Origin of the sequence: Desulfobulbus sp. (assembly GCF_030824455.1) — a bacterium.
In the GTDB taxonomy this organism is placed as follows: Bacteria; Desulfobacterota; Desulfobulbia; order Desulfobulbales; family Desulfobulbaceae; genus Desulfobulbus.
The window spans coordinates 1-16,763 of the sequence record NZ_JAVBXR010000071.1 but is presented as its reverse complement, the minus strand read 5'-3'; the positions used below and the strand labels follow the sequence as shown (position 1 = coordinate 16,763).

Below are 16,763 nucleotides of genomic sequence, written 5' to 3'. Positions count from 1 at the left end.
TTTTTTGCAGAACAGATAGACCTCACGGGTCCGGCTGTGCTTGGGATGATACGGATCCGTGCCGCCGCCGGAATCGATCCAGCCGGCTGCCACCCGGTACGCATTGCCTGCGGCGTCCATCCAGTCCTTCTCTGCCAAGTCCACCAGGTTGTCGAATCCGCGCACCATGCCCCGGTCAATGACGCTGATGGTCATGTCTTCGCCCCAACCGCAGGCCCAGACCTGATAACGGAAATCGTATTTCTGGGTGTCGACCAGGAGCAACAGGCAGGAGGTGTTCATGGGAACCGCCCGCCGGGGCAGGCTCTCATCCTTCAGGCGCAGGATGGAGTCTTCATCGCGGTCTTTGATTTCGGATTGGTAGTCATTGGCATCGACGCCATTGGCCCAGGCGATTTTATCGGTGAGTTTGCCTGTCAGGTTCTTTAGCCAGGCCACTCCGATCTCCCTGAGCGTGACGTCAAGGCAGTCCCAGGCGCGGTGGATGAAACCGACGCGTTCGGGCCGGGTAAGATCCCCACCCTTGATCGCTACCCATGATCCGCCCCGGATCGCCTGGATCCGCTGAAGTTCATCGATCTCGCCACCGCAGAGGTGGCAAGCCAGGGAGACGCCGTCACGCTCGACCTGGTCAATAGTCGCCTTGTCATCCAGGGTCAGGTGCTCGCCCTCGGGCCGGATCAGTTCGTTGCAATGCGGGCAACGCAACCGCCATTCCCACACCTGATGGCAGGTCTCGACCCCTTTGCGGATGAAGCGGCCAGCTGGTGTGGAGCAGAAAAACATCTTTGAACGACCCCGGAAGGTGCGGGCACGTTTGCGGATCAGGGTGATGGGGTCGGTTTCGCCGCCGGTCTGTTCCGGGTATTTGTCGACCTCGTCGCCGTAACAGCATTGCGCGGACCACGTGGCCATGGCCTGGGGACTTCCTGCCCAGCTCGGCCGGACAACCTTGCCGTTTGCCAGACGGATGCGGGTGATTGCGGTGTCGTCCTTGCGTGGGCTGAGATAGCCGCGCAGATGCGGCGACTGCTCGAGCATGGGCCGCAGTTTCTGGTCAACAATGTTCTTGGCGGTCTCCTCGGACGGCATGAGATAGAAGATGTCGCCTGACAATTGTTCGATTGACCAGGCCAGGCAGTTGGTGAGGGTGATGGTTTTCCCGGACTGGTCAACGCCGCAGTACCAAATCTCGCGCACCCATGGATGCCCAAAAGTGGTCAGGATTTTGGCGGTGTGCGGGGCATGCTCGCGCCGCCATGGACCGGGATGGGCTCCATCGGTGACCATTCGGTAGCGTTCGGCAAACTCGAGCGGGCTGATTCGTTCGGGAGTGGTGACAAAGCGTCTGAAATGTTTTGGGATGGTGATAACCGGGCACCTGTCCGAGGTGACGGAACGGCCAGCCAGCTGTCTGAGCACCGCAGGCGGCGCACAGGGATACAGCCTGAACACCGGAGCGGCTATCGCCAATTGTCGGGCCGTCTTGGGCATTGTTCACCGTGCGAAAGAGAGTCGCCGCCGGTCTATTCACTGGAAAAGAAACATGGCCAGCGGTAGGGGCCGACCGGATTTTTTGTTTCCGGATTGACTCTACACGATGATTTTATGGGTGATGGATGTTGAGGAATGTTGAGCGATGATGATAAACGTTGAGGAACGTTGAGCAAAGATGATGAAAGGTTATGCTTGACGCCTTTTCGAAATAGAGAAATCGAGATCTGAGCTGAGATACCAACCGTATCTTGGTTTCGATCAAACCTGACAAATACCCAGGGGATAGATGCGCAGTAATAACGTCAATATTTTCGCGTCTCGATCTCAGTGCCGATAATCTGGAAAAATTTTAAGATCGGATTTTGCAAGCTTGTTCAAGATTGTCAGGAAATATAGGTGCCAAAGATTCATTGTCCAAGAGAGTTATTGGGTTAAAGACGTTTATGAGAAAACCCCTCATTAGAAAAATTATTACTTCCCCTTTGGTTAAAAATTCTATCCATTTTTTAGTCACTTTCTTCCCATTGTTTTTCTGTTAGGAACTATTTTTAATATATAAAAATGGTCATTGATCAGCGATTGCATTCTTGCAACCGCAGCCGTGCGACTGACCAACAGTCCGGTGGTTAGGCGGTGGCTATAGTGCTGGATAACCACCAAAGTCCACTATAGGAGGTAGTCAATGATTACTGAAGCAATTACGGTAGCTGCCGCGAAAGAGGGGCTTGAGCTTATTCAGCAATTCATCGAGCTAGGGAAAGAACTGGCGAAGCTACCGATACTCGTGTTAGCGCAGTACCAGCTTGCTGCTCAAGATTTATACGAGATTTGCAAAAAAATCCTCAAGGCGAACGAGAATACAGCGCGATGGCTCCATCGCTTCCGGTACTTCGACTTTAAAGACGCCAATGCGCGGTCCAATTTCTTGAGCGCAGTGCAAGAATACCGGGCACTCCGAACCGGTCCGGGTTTCAAGGAGTTGAAGTTCAGCTGTTTTGACATCGGCCAGATCTATTATCGGCATATATCCTCGAAGCTTGGTAGTTGGTTTTCAAGCTCGTATGAGCGTGAGAAAGCTGAAGGGTTATTCCAGAAACTCACAGACGCAGATCTAGCCTTGGTTGAATTTCTAGAAGAGAATGTTTTTAGCAACCTTGACAGCGCCCTCACCAAGATGGAAGTGGAGATGGACACTGGCACCGCTGAAGGTGCTGAAAAACTTCGACTAGAGTTGAAACTGGAAACAAAGGAGACTGTTCAGTACCTTGAGCGATTCGGTGATGATCTTTCTGACCTGGTCCTCAAGTTCGCTAAGCTAGCGAGAGTTCCACTAACGTTATAGATTGCCCTTTGTACTATCGCCGCGAGGGAAGGGATTCGCCTAGCCAAGGCCTGGTGTTGACGCTTCCAGCAGCAGCTCAGGCCCATCGTTAGTAATCCTATTGGCTAATTTTGCAGGGTCGGAAAATGGAATCTCGAATCTTACGGGGTTTGGTTACTTTGGGCGTTTGCGGTAGCGCTCCACAGCAGCCTGTGGTTGAGGTTTATCACAACTAACTTTTGGCCATTTTTCGGCAAAATTGGGGTTGAAACGGGAAAGTTCGAATAGCGTAAATTCAGATAGTTGTATGAAGCTACATGGAAGCATAGAAAATTAGAAATACTGTATCCATCAACCCAAAAGAAGGAGGACAACCATGGCTGTAGAACAGATATTTTATCGTGACGCCCGGTCAATGATGAAGCCTGGCGATGTTATTGCTTTTGGTGGGAAAGGAGAGTTTTCGGAGATCATAAAGTTCGCCACGTTTTCTGAGGTATCACACGTTGGCGTGATACTCCAAACCCAGGTCATGAAAGAGGACCCAACAGATCGTTTTTTCAACCAAATCATTGAGTCAACATCTTTAAATGGCTTTAATGGCGTAAATATATCGAGATTTAGCGATAGACTCTCAACCTATAATGGGGAGCTTTGGTGGCTACCATTGAGTGATGATAGTCGCACAAAGCTTGATGCCAAGAAATTTTATGACTTCCTATTCAATGAAGCTAAGGAAAAAAAGGCTTACGACATGCCGCAGGCCATCAAGTCAGCTTTGGACGCTCTTGATAATTTGCCAGTGTTCGGTCATGGACCGACATATAACAAAGAAGACTTTTCAAAATTTTTCTGCTCAGAACTCGTTGCTGCTGGATTAGAGGCTGGCGGTGCCATAAGTACGGTAAACGCTTCAGAGGTTACGCCAATTGATTTATGTAGATGGAATATTTATTCCGAAACTTATTATCAACTCAAAGGTGACAAAAATAAAAAAATTACGCGCTACAATACATTGTCACCCACAGACTGGAATACGTAAGATCTGCTAACATGTAGTAGTGACGACTTGACCTTGCCGGCACCAGGAGAAAACTGGCAACTGTCAGGTCAAGTCGTAGCTATCTCAATTGATGTGAGTTAGCGTGAAGGCTGGAAGGTACGAATTATCTGTGTGAATCTTTGGTAACAGATTCCTCTTTTCATGCGTGTCAGATTAAATTTCGATTTTTGCCTTTTAAAGGATACCTGGCCCGGAAAGGATCTGTTCTAGTTGGTCCTCGGTTTCCAACTCCCATTCCTTGTCGATCTCAAACCCGACACTTGCCCTGTATTTGGTTATTTCCAGGGTGTGGATGCTCAATGGCAGCCCCATCTTTTCGCACAACTTGATTTCATTGCTCGTTCCCTTGCTTTTGCCGTCGTGGATAAAAATGCTGAAGTCACTATCTTTCAGCACTCCCTTGCTTCTGTGCTCAAATGCCCCACGACGGTATTTGAAGTTCAGCGAATGGACAACCAGGGGAATGCCTTGTTCCTGGGCCACCGCACGGACTACGGCGCATACCCCTTCCGGCTCGGCGTGGGTGACAATATGGTCCGGGTTGTGCCGGTCAATTTCCTCAAGCACGATGATGCGCACACGTTCATCACAAAGCGTCCTGCTGCCATGAAATCCTAACCTCACAATCAGTCCTCCTTAACAATCTGTTTGAATGGTATGAGCGTAAAGTTTCCTCTGCCAAGCGGCCAACACCTCTTTGTCCGCGCAAAGCTGCGCCTTTGGGGTTTCCTGATGAATGGGGATTTCCGGGTATTTGGCGCGCATCCTGGACAGTTGGGCCGGGCTGATCCGCATGAACTTGGCAATTTCCAGGGCTCCCATTAAAATTGCGTCATTCTCGCTCATCTTCCTTCTCCTCGATTTCTTCAAACACCCCGGAACCGATGCGCATCTTGGCCAACTCGTTAAAGGCGCTGTTGATCACCAATTCCACAACCTTTTCCGCGACGAGTGGCCCCATGTGGTAATCTCCGCCCATTTCAAGGACGATCTCCGTGCCATTGAGACGGGCAAAGTGCTCAAGGTTTCCCCGCAACTGGTTATATCCGGCGAGCAACTGAGCCCAGTGGTCAGTCACCAGCATCCATTTCTCATCTTCGGACCGCGCTTTTATTTCCAACCGATCCACTTCATACTGCAACTTGCGCAGTTCCAGCCGTTCGCGCTCCTGCTTGTGATCAATAAGGGCCAGATCCGGCGTTGGCGTCGCGCCCATTATCCGGACCACATATTCCGCGACCGACGCCCGGCTCACGGTTTTGTCCGGATAAACGATATACGCCCCCATCTTGGCGTCGTTTCTGAACTTGCGCTCACTGATGGTGATTCCCTGGGCGAGGCACCACCGCCAGGCCTCGGAACGGTTTTTGAACCGTTCACTGGTTGACGGCTGCCCCATTTCCTCGGGGAAATGCTCCTGCTGCAGCTGTGATACCACTTGCTCCAGATTGGCCTTGGCCTTGTCCAGGTCTGCAGTGGCCGTTGCGGAGGGTTTTTCCACGGCACGCTTCCGGGCTTTGGCCAACCAGTTGAGCGCCAGTTGGATTCGTTCCCGGTTGTCAGCGTTCACCTTTTCCAGAAGGCGCTTGATGGTTGCAGCGTCAATGGCCATGGTCAACGGTCGTCCTGTGATGGTTGCACGGCGGGCAGCTTGTTTTTGCTCCGCTCAATTCTTGTCGCCATTTGCATCCTTCTGGCTCGAGCTTCGACCCCGGCCATATACTCGCGACCGAGGTCAAGTGAACCCAACAGACCTTTACGCGTCGTTGGCAATGAGATCTGGATCGGTTGCTTTGATCGTTGCTTTGGCAATTTGTCCATCGGTGTCTCCCTTTGTTTTCCACGACATATCCGCATTGGCCAATCGTTCTTCGCATGCGGCGCAGAGGCTGCCGTCATATTCTCCGCCAGGCGCTGCAACAGTCGTTGGCCGTCCACACCCGGCGCAGAGAACCTGCATTACGCCCCGGTCGCTCAACTTTCCCGGTGGACGACACCCACCTGGCCCTGGAGCACCTTGAGGGCGAAATCCGCCAACTGGTCGCGGATGAGGTCCTGTTCATAACCAGTGACCAGCAAACCTTCGGCAAAGGGCGTTTCCTTCCACTGCTCCACGCCTTCAAAGCGATTTTCCAATTCGGAAATCCGGTTGGCCAGGACAGATTTTTCATCGGTCAACTGTTCCGCCCGCTGCCGGTGGGCGGCGCTAGCGGCCTGCAGGTCAAAAACCGTTTGGCGCACCATTGCCAGCACCTGGACGGCCCCGTCTGCTGCGTCAAAGCCAAGATCAAGGCTTTCGCCAATTTCCCGCAAGAGCGACCAATTTCGTTCAGCTTCCGCACTCTGTTTTTTCAGCAGCTCCTGGGCCTCGACAAGTTGGTTGCCAAGGGCCTGGACCTCTGCAGTCAGTTCGTCGCATCGTCGCGCCAGTTCCTGCTTTTCTTCATCACCGGAACTCGTTGCCGGCAAGAGTTGCGGCAGCAACTTGCGTAGGGCTTTTTCCACGGCCTCAGGCCGGTTGACCATGGCGCCAAACAGGTTGCCGCAACTGGCGCAGACCAGGTCCCCATGCAACCTTGTCAGGGTCATGTTTTTGCGGCCGCAGTTTTCGCATGTTCCGTCTTGCCTTTTCCCGCTCATTTCTGGCTCCTCTTTCGGTTGTGCCGAGTTTCGCTCGGTATTTAAAATATTCAGGTCAACCACCTGCAGTTCAGACGGCCTTTCTTTTCCCAGGCATTGCAAGCAACGGCTCAGCCGGGCCACGGCCAGGGAAAAACCACTCTTTTCTTTGACAGCCTCACGGGCCTGGGCCAGCGCGATCCTACAGGCCGATGCGAAGCCATGTTCCGTCATTCGGACCGGCGTCCCTTTGGTGACCGGGCAGGCGGCCCGCATTGCTGTTTCCTTGGGCGCCGACTCAGACATGCACCGGCCCCATGCCCGCCTCGATAAAGGCGGCATTGAGCACTGCCGCCGGGGAGCGGTGCGTCAAATGCCAACCGCCGCAGGCGGGACAGTTGTACGGTTTGACCCGCACGCCCTTGCGGTTGAGTTCGATTGCCCGGCGGTTTGCCGCATCCCGGCTGGCGTACCGTTTTTTATCCCGACAAGACTTTTTGATCTTCGCCATGTTATGCCGCATCGGTGACCTCGCTGTGCAGTTGTCCAAGCGCGTTAGCGCCAATGTATTGACCGCGCGGGAGCCGCTCGAGAAAGTCCGCCACCGCGCCGCCGCCATACATGATTTGCCGGATCCGTCCACGCCGCAGAAACGAATCCAGGGTTTCAGCATCGCTCCAGAACCGGGCCACCAACTCGCCGTGGGGGGCGTGGCCATACCACACCGAGCCGGCTTCAGTTCGCAGGAGGTCGGTAAAACCCTCGATATCATCCAGGGGCGGAGCAGCGCTTAAAGGAAAATCGCCGCCCCCATCCCCCGGCGAGGACGGCTCAGGGGAAAAGGGGACATCCTGGCAAACGGGCGCTGGACGCTCAGGCTCCGGTTGCTCGACCACAGACGAGGCGCGCGGCAGTACCGGCGGCAGGCCCGATTCCACCCACTGGCGCAGGTCGCCGCCATGGTCGCGGACAAAATCGCCCGGATCCTTGCCGGCCGGCATCGGCCAGAATCGCGCCTGGCGGAAACTCCGACGCCACCGCTTGACCGAGGCCGGCCCCGCGCCCAGCTTGCCGTCCTTGGCCGGGTCGGCATCCAACGCCACGAGAATCACCGGTAATTTTTCCAGCTCGGCCCGCAGCTTGACGTCGATTCCGCCGGCCACCGTGCCCAAAGCCACCACCAGCACATCCTTGTGGGCGGCGGCCACGGCCATGGCATCCAGTTCCGCCTCAACGATCACGGCCCCGCGCGCCGGTCCCGAAGGCCGCAGAACCATGGGCAGGTTGCCGCTGCCCTTGATCCAGACGTATTTGCGGTCGGACAAAAATTTTTCCCGCGCCGCCGGCGGCCTGCGGATCCGCAGCCGGTGCAACTCGCCGCTGCCGTCGAAAATCGGAATCACCAGCCCGCCGGGCACCCACAACCGTTCTTTGCCTTCCTCGACCGGCAGGCCCAACTCGAGCCGGTTCACCCGCAGATCGTGCGCCAGCCATCCCAGCTGGTACTGGTCGACCTGGGCATTGCCGATGCCTCGACTCTCCAGCCAGCGAATTTCTTCCAGTTCCTTGGCCAGGGACTGCTGCGCTTTCTCCAGCATCTTTCCGGCCCAGGCGCGCCAAGCGCTTCCTGGATGGGCGGCTGCCACTTCGGCAAGAGCGTCCGGAGTGGAGCCAACCTGCGGTCGCACCGACCGTGGCCGGCGTTTGACCGGTTCGCCGTTGCGGCATGGGCCGTAGTTCGGGCAGGAAGGGGAACAATCCTTGCCCTCGGCATCGTGGGCCTCGCGGCAGCTCATGCCTTCCATCTCCCGCAGCCATTTGATGCGGTCACCCTTGAAGCCGCAGGCAAAGCACCGAAATCCGCCATCGGTGAACAACACGAACTTGTCCGAGTCTTTGGACCCGCCGCACTTGGGGCACGGTCCGGTATGCCGGTTGCCGCTCTTCCGCAGGCCATACTTGGCCGCTATGTCGTGTGCGGCGCTATGCACAGTGGTTCTCCAACTGCGCGACAATCTTGGCTAGGCTTTGGGCTATTTCAGTGCGATGCCCAACCATATCGACAAAGAGATTGAGATGGTTGCAGGGGTGTTCCAGGGACGCCAGGATCCCGCCGACCGCAATCAACTGGGACTCCCTGTCGCTGAGGCTTCGCTTGGCCGTCGGCAACTGTTCCCTGGCCATGGCCACCAACTGCCGCATCATAGGGTTTACCTCGTGTAATGTGTGGTTGGAACCCCTACCGGTAAAGGATTCCTGGTTGACGTTTTCTTATATTTGTCTTATTGAAATCTTATGAATATCATCCAATGGACCGAGAAAGCATTCCGGCAGCTGAGAAAGATCAAGGACAGCCAAGCAAGCAGGCGCATTTATCAGGAGGCGCAAGAGCTGGTTCATTTCCCTGAATGTAGGAACGTCAAACGGCTGACCAATCATCAATACAGCTACAGGCTGAGAGTCGGAGACTGGAGGGTGTTCTTCGAGTTCGACGGCGGTGTAAAAATCATCTCCATAGAGGAGGTTAAGAAACGCAATGAACACACCTACTGATGTCCAGATCATAAAAGATTCATCCGGCATGCCTGCCTTTGCGGTCGTTCCATATGAACGATGGATCAAGCAGACAGCCATTACGGCCGGACTGATTCCCAACGAGGTGGTCGGGGCCGTCATTGAGGGCGGGAAAACCCCTGTGCGTGCCTGGCGCGAATATCTGGGGTTCACCCAGGAAGACGTTGCATCCAGGGCAGGTATCACCCAGGCAGCGCTTTCCCAGATCGAGTCCGGCGAACACAAAACCCGTAAAGCCACGCTCGAAAAATTGGCGCGAGCCATGGGCATCACCGAACCGATGCTGCATTGATTGGTGTCCCCATGGTCCTGAAAACCACCCCTTTTGATGTTGCCGAGCACCTGAACACCGATGAGGACATCAGGTTGTTTTTGCAGGCAGCGCTCGAAGAAGGCACGGAAGAGGAATTCATCCATGCCCTGAACACTGTTGCCCGCGCTAAAGGAATGACCGAGATTGCCAAAAAATCCGGAGTTACCCGCGCCAGCCTGTACAAGTCCCTTGCCGATGGAGGCAAGCCGAGGTTTGACACCATCGTCAAAGTGACAAGGGCGCTTGGCTGCAAACTGGCGCTCGTCTGACAGAATGACTGTGAAAACCCACGCAGAGTTCGTGGAGCAGATGTTGCACGCCCACACGGTCAAGTGATCCATTCCCGACAGGGGCAAAGCTTTGAGCATTTTTTGCTGAGTTTTATTGTTCATTTGCTTTCGTCCTGCCCGTCCTGGTTCGTCTTTTCTTGTCCTGTTTTATTTTTTATAATGATTTCTATAGGATGATATACATATCAGGATATAGGATGAAATATGTGACGTGCACGCATGGAAAAAAATTCCAAGCATGTATTTAAAAAATCTCCGTGTGCGCGTCCGCGAATCTCGTCCTGCCGTCCTGTTTTCGATTTTTTCGTTTTCAATTCGTAGTGTTGCATCATCAGGACGAGCCAGGATGAACTAGGATGAGGCAGGATGAGGCGGTTGTTCATCGCGCAACATCTCCATGGATAATTCCGGATGGTACAGAACTCCGATCACATAGATCTTTCCGCCCCGCTTCTCCAGAGTGTAGCCCCGCTCGCGCATGGCCTTGGCCAGCGTCCGGTTGGCAGGGGCCTTTTTCGGGTCGCCCTGGTTGAGGCCCCACCACCAGAGAAAGCACTGGTAGAGACCCTGGAAGCCTATTTCCCTGCCGGAATCGTCGGGCGAGGGAAGAAGGCTGTCTTTGAGGAACTCTGTCAGGTAGTCTTCGGCGTTGGCCAGATCGGCGGCCGAATCTATAATCTCCTGGGGCGGATCCAGGCCCCGCTGCTGCCATTCCAGGCAACCCTCAACCAGCCATTTGAGGATACCCTCCCGGTTTTGCATTAACCGGTCCTTGAGGTGCTTGTCTTTCTTGCGAAATCGGTCCGCCAGGGGTGGAAATTTTTTGGCCTCCGCCTCTGGATCGTCGACATAGGCCCATGGAAAATCGATCTTGAGCAGCCGCTGCACCAAGCTGAATTCGGAGCCCATGCCCACCGGCATGTGGTTGGTGTGCAGGCAAAGGGTGTGCGTTGGGTCAAAGACGAACGTCTTGCCAAAGTTGGGGCGGCACTCAACCTTGTCGTCTCCGGTCAGCCCCTTGACCTGGCCCGAGTCGATACGCTGGCCGCGTTTGGATTCCCCAGCCACCACCAACCGTTTGCCGTGCAGGGCGTACTTGTGCTCACTGGCAGCATTCGGAGAGGGATCAAACCGCTGTTCGGTGATCATGGAAGGGCTGATCACGTGGTAATACGGCCCGAGCACTGAACCGATGCAGGAGAACAGCACACCTTTGCCGTTGCGGCCACCGCCGATAAACACCGCGATGTATTGCTCGTAGCTGTGGCCGGTGAGGGCGTAACCGAAAAAACGTTTGAGAAAATGGGCTACCGCTTCCGATCCGCAGACCTCGACCACGAATCGATGCCAATCCGTGTAGTCGGCGTCCTTGAGAAAGCCAACGTCAATGGCCTTGGTCATCAGATCCGCAGGGTTGCCGTCCAGGAGCACACCGGCGGTCAAGTCGATCACTCCATTGCCGCAGGGAAGAAGCATCGGTTGCCTGTCCATCTCCAATTCACGGCAGGCCATGCTCTTTTCCACCACCGGCGCCCAGACCAGGGGTTTTTTCGCGCCGTTCTCGGTGCGCAACCGGTCGACCCGTTTTCGGTAACGCTTTGCCAGGTCCAGCACCTTTTCGGCCTGTTCCTTCTTCCCGGATTCTTCGAGCTTCTCGGCCTCGGCAAACAGGTCCAGCGCCCGCTGCTCATACTGCAACGCCACCGCCTCAACAGCCTTGAAGGCCGCGCGAAAATCATCCTGTTCCCAGACGATCCCGGTCCAGCGTAGCCACGCCCCGTCTTTCGGAGTGGTGTTGAATAGGTATCGCCCCTTGTGCAACGTGGCGTACAACACACCGTCGCCGCGTTCGTTGGCATCCAGACAACTTTTTACAAAGTCATCCTCGAGATCCATCAGCTGGTCTTCTTCCTGTTCCAGTTCCCGCGCCCGGTCGACCACCTTGCCGGCCATGCTTTCCTCTGCCATGGGCTATGCCTCCGCCAAAAAATTGACAGGTTGGCAGGGGTAACCCATTGACAATCCATCCCTTATTGGAAAAATCATTTGCCCTCCTTGTTGCAGATTTTTTTGCATTTTTGCATCGGACCAATATTTTCTAAATGCACCCACACGCCGGGGCGCGAAACACCCGCAGGTGGTGAGGCTGGGGGAGGACCCGTGAATGGTCATGACCATGGGCCTCCTCCTGGTTGGCAACCTGACGGGGGTGCAAGGGGTCCCCGTCATGACTTCAGAAACGCGTTGAGCGTGTCACGAAACAACGGATCGAAGCGTTGCTTGAACGTGCGTTGGGCCACGCCATAGAAATCGAGGAGCGGTTTGACCTGGCGGCCGGTGTGACCAACGAGCAGGACAGGGCGCAGGCCCCTGGCGCGAATGACCGAGGCGAACCGGCCACGCGTGCGGCCTTTCTGGTACGACTTGGAACGGTCAAGGAAGCTGCGCTTGGTCTTGGCGCCGAAGCCGACGCCTGTCTGGAATCGTTGGTACACGCCCAGGGGCAGGTTGCCCCGCTGGCGGCTGTCGATCACCACATAGTCCCGCTCCTTGGTGTTGCGGCGTCGGGATCGGTCGGTGATGTTGGAATTGTAGCCTGCCGCTGTTTCCGCCTTGCCGAGCACGGACAGGATCTGGCGGATCTGGCCAAAGGAAACGTTGCCGTATCGATTGAGCTTCGCGCCAAGCGCCGGCGTCAATTCTCCAAGGCTAACTCCCTGCTCAAACCCTTTGAGGTGACGCGGCCCGCCTTCAACTTGGGGAAAGAGGTAATGAGGATTGTCTCCATATCGAGCCGGTTCTTTGAAACCCACGGTGGCCTGGAGGTTGTCTTTCGTTGCGGGGGTGAGCTTGAGGGAGTTGAGCGTATAACTGGTGGGATTGTCGAAGACGGCTTTCATTTCCGCGACTTCGGCTTCCTTGATGAGCTTTCCGGTCTTGTTGAGGGCAACGGCGCAGGCGCGGTGAGCCTTGCCTGGAAATGCGGCCAACGCTTTGGCCACTTCAGTTTGCCCGGAAACAACGATTGTGATGTTCATTTCAACTCCTTATCGCTGGGGGGAATCTGCCCTTGCTGGTGATGAACAGGGCAAGGGATCAGCGCACCCGGTGGATTGACCGTACCGCTTGAATGCGCCTTGCCGGCTTATGCCGAGGGCACGACCAACGTGGTCCCACGATCTTCCGATCCGGCGCTGGCCATCAATAGCCACTTTGATCGCTTTTTCAAGCTCATCGCGCATGGCAACCAGCGCTGCCAATTCGTGTTCGTCCGCATCGGCGACGCGTTTGCCTGCGGCCCGTATCATTCTCGCCAACATGCCCAACCATTCGCTTGTCTCGACTCGTTTCATGCGGTTTCGTGTCAACGGGTTGTTGACGTTCAATTGTTGATGATTGCCAGTCGTCGCCATTGCCCTGCCTCATCCACGCCCGGCGCTCTTGAGTCGCGCCTTGGCTTCATTGACGTACTTCCTGTCGCCGGTTTTGCGGGTCATCTCCAGGGCCTTGGCCATGTCCGTGGCCAGGGTATCGACTGAGACGGGCGCAATGGCGTTCTCCCGTGTCCATCCGGCAATCATCTTTTTGACTTCGGCCATCTCCCGCTGGAACGTGTCGAGTTTAACGAGTAGTTCCTTGGCCGTGTGTTCGGTCAACGGTTCACCCATCTTTCCGGTCCCTCGCATATCGGGCCACCGTGCGTTCGACCTCTTCAATGGCCTCTTTCTTGAGGTTGTTGATGGTTTTCAGGTCCGCCCCCGCTTCAATGGCTTGCTGGAGCCTGGCCACTGCCGAGTAATCCGCCAGGATTTCCTCGTGGATGGTGGGCAACGGATCCCTGATGCCATCCACCTGCGCTGCCGGGTCTATGGCTGTGGCCAGATAATCGATCCCGGCGCGGGCCACGTAGCCGGAGCCTGCGGCGTCCAATCGCTCAAACAGGGTGTGCAGCAGTTCCAGCGGACTTTTGCAGCGGCATTCGGTGTTGGCAGGGTCCTGCGCCCAGTTGTGGGCTGAGCGAACCTCGCGGTTAAAAATGCGCGCCACAATGTTGGCGCCCAATGTCTTGCGGGCCGCGTGAAACACCTGCCACGGTTGCATTTTCCCCTCGTCGTATGACGTGGACATTGCCGTTTCTCCTGATATTCTGAAGATATGGAATCCTATTTCGTTTGCATCAGGTACCCGTCCCCTGTACTATCCTGGCAATGCCGCCAAGCATCATGCCCAAGGACCGTCCGGGGGGCGGGGTTTTTTTATTTGATACTCAAAGGTTGAGATTTCCCATGAAGCCTGACCTCGAAAGCGCCATCATTGCAGCCACAGCCGCGCTGCTCGGTGTAGTGATCTCGCAAATTTTCTCATTTCTGCACAAAGCCTCCGAAAGGAGGCACGAACAACGCATCTTGCTTCGGCAAAAGTTCGAGGAGATGACATTTCTTTTTTTAAAGTCGCTTCATTGGCCGAATGAACTTGCCAAGTGCACCAAGCTCTTCGAAATGCAAGAGCTCGCTGTGTCGCAAGACGCTCAAGCCGCAGTCGTGCTTTGCCAGCTTTATTTCCCCGAAATCGTAGGAGTTTTAGAACGGTATGTACTCGCACTGCAAGCTTACTATGACACCGAAGTCGGGAGTTGCGGGGAGGGAGATTTGACGAGCGAGCGCACTGCTTTTTCAGCTTCATCGGAATCCCTCAATGCCGAGATGTTTGCGGCTAAAAACGAAGTAATGAAATGCATCAAAAAATCTGCTGCAAGATATGCTGATGCACGATGAGTTCATGCTTGCTCCTGCTCCGGCCAGAGGTCGGAGACCGGCTTGTTGACCTTACTGGCTATATACTCTCGGATATACTGGGTTCTTTTCACCCCGTAGATAACTTGGGAAACTGACGGATGTTTAATGCCGAGCGCTTCTGCAACCGATTTTACGGTTATGTTTCGGCGAAGCAGCTCCGCCCTGATTTCGTTTGCTTTCATGGCTACACCTGTAGCGTATTAATGTACGCACTTCAAGTATAAAAATCCGCAAATAGTACTGCTGTAAACTTAACTTTTTGATATGACAGATAATAATTTTTTAATATCGCGTATAAAAATACTTATCGATGGCAAGAGCAACCGAGAGTTTGCGGCTGAATGCGGTATCAGCGAGGGAGTGGTTAGGAAAATCCTTAAAGGAGAAGATCCGACGTTAACCACCCTGAAAAAGGTGGCTTTTGCAAAGAGGATCGAATTGTGGTGGTTCTTTACGGATCAAAAGCCCGGCGATGAACAAAGAAAAAAAGCAGAAATTATCGAAGGCAATGCCTTCTTCACAAGAAGGGTCAGTGACCATCAACCGACAGCCATCCAAGAAAATCTTCGCTGGGTAGTGGAATGGATGAATAAATACTACGGCGAGCACCCATCCCAATCCATGTACCTCTACGAAGACCTCAAAGATCGGTACTCGTCATTCCGCGAATTTGTCGAAAAAAAACGGGCCAGCGGAGATCCTCAGGCCGGACTTCCAGGAGAACTGTCGGTCAACGACAAAGGATAGTTAATAGGCAACTGATCGTTTTTTTTACAAGTCACTAACGAACCGAAAAACGACAGGCGCTCAGCGGTGGTGCAGTTCCAGTGCCGGACAGACATTGACCGAGGTGATCGAGTGGGTGGCGAATCAAGAGGACGACCGTGCTGAACTCGGCATAGTGGTCAAGGTGATGGTGCAGCAGCATTTTCCCGACTTTGCCGAGTGGTTAAAAAAACGTGGCGGCGGAAATAATCAAAGTGGACTGTCACCGGCGCAATTATCGATCACAGCGACTGATTGGCAATGGGTACATATACCTAAGCAACTCAAGGTATGAGAATTTCAGTAATGTTAAAACTGCAAATAAACAGACTTTTAATGTGCATTTTAAAGGTGCTGATCTTTTGCGCATTACCTTCAGTTTCCTTCAGTTGAGAAACAGTAAGTCGGAAACGTACAAACAATGTAGAGTTAGTACATAAAATAAAATAAAGCTTTTTTAGTTGTGGGATAAAAAATGAGATTCAGAGAAATAATAGAACATACTGTTTTGTGGGCTAGATTTCAATTGACCATAGATGAAGCACAGAATAATTGGCTTAGGAGCTTAGGGAAGAATGATTTTCTCCATTCTAAAAATGTGGAAATGATTTTAGACAGGTTAGTACCTGATCATATAAAAACAGATCAAAATATTTTTGATCATGGTGAAATTTTTATATTACTTGAGGCGATTTATTTACATGATATTGGAAGATTACAGAGCAATTTGCATCATGAAATGGAAAGCTATGAAATTATAAAAAATAACTATTCAAAATTTCACCTTCAAAATTTATTTGAAGCAGATGCAATCTCGCAAGTGTGTGCAGCCCATGCTGATGAAGCAATATGGCCGATAAAAAAATGTGAAAAAAATTATGGAATTTCAAATTTAACATCTTCTGGGCGTACATTCAATTTGCAGAAACTGGGCGCTCTTTTAAGAATAGCTGACGAGCTTGATAATTCTTTCATTAGAGTTAATGGGTTACGTGGTGAAGAGGGTTCAATTCGTCATATTATACGAGATGTTAACCCAATACCTTCAAAAGGTATTGTTGAAATTCAGGCGCATCCTATTACTTGGGAAGATTGGATAATTTTATTAAAGATAAAAGATTATACTCAGAAAAGGATAAGAGAAGTTCAAAGTTACTTAGAAGAATCTAAATTGGAATATTATCAGGTTTGGCTCAGGCCGAATAACTTCCAAGCCCCTTTAAACTTACCGCAACCAATTTCAAACTATCACGATCTTATAGAATCTGTTGCAAACCTAATTGCTCCAAGATTTACAAGCGTTGAAATGCTAGAGAATATCAATAATTGCGAAATTAGTATACTTTGTAAAGATATAAAGTTTGGTATTACTACAATTACAGCAATTTTAGTTACACCAAATCTTGACAAATCAACTGCCTATGAATTCAGAGGAGCTTTAACTTATTTAAGGGATCAACACAAAATTCATACTGGAATGGTTGTGGTTGAACAGCAAGCACAAGAAGATGTAAAGCATATAATC

23 protein-coding genes are annotated in these 16,763 nt (G+C 53.0%); 9 read left to right on the top strand and 14 right to left on the bottom strand.

Annotated elements, in window-relative coordinates; translation table 11 throughout:
- Window positions 1-1,494, bottom strand: a 1,494-nt coding sequence (locus RCH93_RS09270; protein ID WP_306548083.1) for a terminase gpA endonuclease subunit, incomplete at its 3' end; no start/stop codon positions are given.
- Window positions 1,495-2,179: 685 nt separating this feature from the next.
- Here RCH93_RS09270 and RCH93_RS09265 point away from each other — a divergent pair.
- Window positions 2,180-2,839: a hypothetical protein gene (locus tag RCH93_RS09265; RefSeq protein WP_306548082.1), complete on the top strand. Its 660-nt coding sequence runs from the start codon at window positions 2,180-2,182 to the stop codon at window positions 2,837-2,839.
- A gap of 355 nt (window positions 2,840-3,194) precedes the next feature.
- Entirely contained in the window at window positions 3,195-3,860 is a 666-nt protein-coding gene (locus RCH93_RS09260; RefSeq protein WP_306548081.1) for a hypothetical protein, read from the top strand.
- Window positions 3,861-4,055: 195 nt separating this feature from the next.
- Here the strand turns inward: RCH93_RS09260 and RCH93_RS09255 are convergent, their stop codons facing one another.
- From RCH93_RS09255 to RCH93_RS09225, 7 genes are all read right to left on the bottom strand, one after another.
- Window positions 4,056-4,505: a hypothetical protein gene (locus RCH93_RS09255; protein WP_306548080.1), complete on the bottom strand. Its 450-nt coding sequence runs from the start codon at window positions 4,503-4,505 to the stop codon at window positions 4,056-4,058.
- 12 nt (window positions 4,506-4,517) lie between these two features.
- Entirely contained in the window at window positions 4,518-4,727 is a 210-nt protein-coding gene (locus RCH93_RS09250) for a hypothetical protein (protein WP_306548079.1), read from the bottom strand.
- Window positions 4,714-5,493, bottom strand: a complete 780-nt coding sequence (locus RCH93_RS09245) for a hypothetical protein (protein ID WP_306548078.1) — start codon at window positions 5,491-5,493, stop codon at window positions 4,714-4,716. Before RCH93_RS09245 ends, RCH93_RS09250 begins: the two co-directional genes overlap by 14 nt.
- A 362-nt stretch (window positions 5,494-5,855) precedes the next feature.
- Window positions 5,856-6,521: a TFIIB-type zinc ribbon-containing protein gene (locus RCH93_RS09240; RefSeq protein ID WP_306548077.1), complete on the bottom strand. Its 666-nt coding sequence runs from the start codon at window positions 6,519-6,521 to the stop codon at window positions 5,856-5,858.
- Between the two features lie 277 nt (window positions 6,522-6,798).
- Window positions 6,799-7,011 carry a hypothetical protein gene (locus tag RCH93_RS09235; protein ID WP_306548076.1) on the bottom strand — a complete coding sequence of 71 codons (213 nt, stop codon included), beginning with the start codon at window positions 7,009-7,011 and terminating at the stop codon, window positions 6,799-6,801.
- A 1-nt stretch (window position 7,012) separates the two neighbouring features.
- Window positions 7,013-8,491, bottom strand: a complete 1,479-nt coding sequence (locus tag RCH93_RS09230; protein WP_306548075.1) for a CHC2 zinc finger domain-containing protein — start codon at window positions 8,489-8,491, stop codon at window positions 7,013-7,015.
- The gene (locus RCH93_RS09225) at window positions 8,484-8,705 is read right to left on the bottom strand and encodes a hypothetical protein (protein ID WP_306548074.1); all 222 of its coding nucleotides are present in this window, start codon (window positions 8,703-8,705) and stop codon (window positions 8,484-8,486) included. The genes RCH93_RS09230 and RCH93_RS09225 overlap by 8 nt, the downstream gene beginning before the upstream one ends.
- Window positions 8,706-8,795: 90 nt before the next feature.
- Between RCH93_RS09225 and RCH93_RS09220 the strand changes: the two genes are divergently transcribed.
- The 3 genes from RCH93_RS09220 to RCH93_RS09210 are packed head-to-tail and all read left to right on the top strand — an operon-like array spanning window position 8,796 to window position 9,656.
- On the top strand, window positions 8,796-9,053 hold the full coding sequence (locus tag RCH93_RS09220) for a type II toxin-antitoxin system RelE/ParE family toxin (protein WP_306548073.1): 258 nt from the start codon (window positions 8,796-8,798) through the stop codon (window positions 9,051-9,053).
- The gene (locus tag RCH93_RS09215; RefSeq protein ID WP_306548072.1) at window positions 9,037-9,366 is read left to right on the top strand and encodes a helix-turn-helix domain-containing protein; all 330 of its coding nucleotides are present in this window, start codon (window positions 9,037-9,039) and stop codon (window positions 9,364-9,366) included. The genes RCH93_RS09220 and RCH93_RS09215 overlap by 17 nt, the downstream gene beginning before the upstream one ends.
- A gap of 11 nt (window positions 9,367-9,377) precedes the next feature.
- Window positions 9,378-9,656 carry an addiction module antidote protein gene (locus RCH93_RS09210; RefSeq protein WP_306548071.1) on the top strand — a complete coding sequence of 93 codons (279 nt, stop codon included), beginning with the start codon at window positions 9,378-9,380 and terminating at the stop codon, window positions 9,654-9,656.
- 372 nt (window positions 9,657-10,028) lie between these two features.
- Here RCH93_RS09210 and RCH93_RS09205 read toward each other — a convergent pair whose 3' ends face one another.
- The 5 genes from RCH93_RS09205 to RCH93_RS09185 all read right to left on the bottom strand — a co-directional run bounded on the left by RCH93_RS09205 (window position 10,029) and on the right by RCH93_RS09185 (window position 13,805).
- Window positions 10,029-11,645: a phage/plasmid primase, P4 family gene (locus tag RCH93_RS09205; RefSeq protein WP_306548070.1), complete on the bottom strand. Its 1,617-nt coding sequence runs from the start codon at window positions 11,643-11,645 to the stop codon at window positions 10,029-10,031.
- 257 nt (window positions 11,646-11,902) lie between these two features.
- Complete coding sequence (locus tag RCH93_RS09200) at window positions 11,903-12,715, bottom strand: hypothetical protein (RefSeq protein WP_306548069.1); 813 nt, start codon at window positions 12,713-12,715, stop codon at window positions 11,903-11,905.
- Window positions 12,716-12,724: 9 nt separating this feature from the next.
- Window positions 12,725-13,090, bottom strand: coding sequence for a hypothetical protein (locus RCH93_RS09195; protein ID WP_306548068.1), 366 nt, complete (start codon window positions 13,088-13,090; stop codon window positions 12,725-12,727).
- Between the two features lie 9 nt (window positions 13,091-13,099).
- Window positions 13,100-13,345, bottom strand: a complete 246-nt coding sequence (locus tag RCH93_RS09190; protein ID WP_306548067.1) for a hypothetical protein — start codon at window positions 13,343-13,345, stop codon at window positions 13,100-13,102.
- Complete coding sequence (locus tag RCH93_RS09185) at window positions 13,338-13,805, bottom strand: hypothetical protein (protein WP_306548066.1); 468 nt, start codon at window positions 13,803-13,805, stop codon at window positions 13,338-13,340. Before RCH93_RS09185 ends, RCH93_RS09190 begins: the two co-directional genes overlap by 8 nt.
- A 158-nt stretch (window positions 13,806-13,963) precedes the next feature.
- Between RCH93_RS09185 and RCH93_RS09180 the strand changes: the two genes are divergently transcribed.
- Window positions 13,964-14,452 carry a hypothetical protein gene (locus RCH93_RS09180; protein ID WP_306548065.1) on the top strand — a complete coding sequence of 163 codons (489 nt, stop codon included), beginning with the start codon at window positions 13,964-13,966 and terminating at the stop codon, window positions 14,450-14,452.
- Window positions 14,453-14,454: 2 nt separating this feature from the next.
- On the opposite strand, the gene RCH93_RS09175 is transcribed toward RCH93_RS09180, so the two are convergent.
- The gene (locus RCH93_RS09175) at window positions 14,455-14,655 is read right to left on the bottom strand and encodes a helix-turn-helix domain-containing protein (protein ID WP_306548064.1); all 201 of its coding nucleotides are present in this window, start codon (window positions 14,653-14,655) and stop codon (window positions 14,455-14,457) included.
- A gap of 82 nt (window positions 14,656-14,737) precedes the next feature.
- Between RCH93_RS09175 and RCH93_RS09170 the strand changes: the two genes are divergently transcribed.
- The 3 genes from RCH93_RS09170 to RCH93_RS09160 form a co-directional block, all read left to right on the top strand.
- Complete coding sequence (locus RCH93_RS09170; protein WP_306548063.1) at window positions 14,738-15,220, top strand: helix-turn-helix domain-containing protein; 483 nt, start codon at window positions 14,738-14,740, stop codon at window positions 15,218-15,220.
- 94 nt (window positions 15,221-15,314) lie between these two features.
- Window positions 15,315-15,533, top strand: coding sequence for a hypothetical protein (locus RCH93_RS09165; RefSeq protein WP_306548062.1), 219 nt, complete (start codon window positions 15,315-15,317; stop codon window positions 15,531-15,533).
- Window positions 15,534-15,713: 180 nt separating this feature from the next.
- A partial coding sequence (locus RCH93_RS09160) for a hypothetical protein (RefSeq protein ID WP_306548061.1) occupies window positions 15,714-16,763 on the top strand: 1,050 nt, incomplete at its 3' end.

What these genes read in the sequence shown, in the direction of transcription:
- RCH93_RS09215 (WP_306548072.1), top strand. Translation starts at nt 9,037, where the DNA reads ATGAACACACCTACTGATGTCCAGATCATAAAAGATTCATCCGGCATG.
- RCH93_RS09225 (WP_306548074.1), bottom strand. Translation starts at nt 8,705, where the DNA reads ATGATGCGGCAGTTGGTGGCCATGGCCAGGGAACAGTTGCCGACGGCC.
- RCH93_RS09240 (WP_306548077.1), bottom strand. Translation starts at nt 6,521, where the DNA reads ATGAGCGGGAAAAGGCAAGACGGAACATGCGAAAACTGCGGCCGCAAA.
- RCH93_RS09190 (WP_306548067.1), bottom strand. Translation starts at nt 13,345, where the DNA reads ATGGGTGAACCGTTGACCGAACACACGGCCAAGGAACTACTCGTTAAA.
- RCH93_RS09265 (WP_306548082.1), top strand. Translation starts at nt 2,180, where the DNA reads ATGATTACTGAAGCAATTACGGTAGCTGCCGCGAAAGAGGGGCTTGAG.
- RCH93_RS09260 (WP_306548081.1), top strand. Translation starts at nt 3,195, where the DNA reads ATGGCTGTAGAACAGATATTTTATCGTGACGCCCGGTCAATGATGAAG.
- RCH93_RS09210 (WP_306548071.1), top strand. Translation starts at nt 9,378, where the DNA reads ATGGTCCTGAAAACCACCCCTTTTGATGTTGCCGAGCACCTGAACACC.
- RCH93_RS09245 (WP_306548078.1), bottom strand. Translation starts at nt 5,493, where the DNA reads ATGGCCATTGACGCTGCAACCATCAAGCGCCTTCTGGAAAAGGTGAAC.
- RCH93_RS09250 (WP_306548079.1), bottom strand. Translation starts at nt 4,727, where the DNA reads ATGAGCGAGAATGACGCAATTTTAATGGGAGCCCTGGAAATTGCCAAG.
- RCH93_RS09195 (WP_306548068.1), bottom strand. Translation starts at nt 13,090, where the DNA reads ATGGCGACGACTGGCAATCATCAACAATTGAACGTCAACAACCCGTTG.
- RCH93_RS09170 (WP_306548063.1), top strand. Translation starts at nt 14,738, where the DNA reads ATGACAGATAATAATTTTTTAATATCGCGTATAAAAATACTTATCGAT.
- RCH93_RS09235 (WP_306548076.1), bottom strand. Translation starts at nt 7,011, where the DNA reads ATGGCGAAGATCAAAAAGTCTTGTCGGGATAAAAAACGGTACGCCAGC.
- RCH93_RS09185 (WP_306548066.1), bottom strand. Translation starts at nt 13,805, where the DNA reads ATGTCCACGTCATACGACGAGGGGAAAATGCAACCGTGGCAGGTGTTT.
- RCH93_RS09200 (WP_306548069.1), bottom strand. Translation starts at nt 12,715, where the DNA reads ATGAACATCACAATCGTTGTTTCCGGGCAAACTGAAGTGGCCAAAGCG.
- RCH93_RS09180 (WP_306548065.1), top strand. Translation starts at nt 13,964, where the DNA reads ATGAAGCCTGACCTCGAAAGCGCCATCATTGCAGCCACAGCCGCGCTG.
- RCH93_RS09205 (WP_306548070.1), bottom strand. Translation starts at nt 11,645, where the DNA reads ATGGCAGAGGAAAGCATGGCCGGCAAGGTGGTCGACCGGGCGCGGGAA.
- RCH93_RS09175 (WP_306548064.1), bottom strand. Translation starts at nt 14,655, where the DNA reads ATGAAAGCAAACGAAATCAGGGCGGAGCTGCTTCGCCGAAACATAACC.
- RCH93_RS09220 (WP_306548073.1), top strand. Translation starts at nt 8,796, where the DNA reads ATGAATATCATCCAATGGACCGAGAAAGCATTCCGGCAGCTGAGAAAG.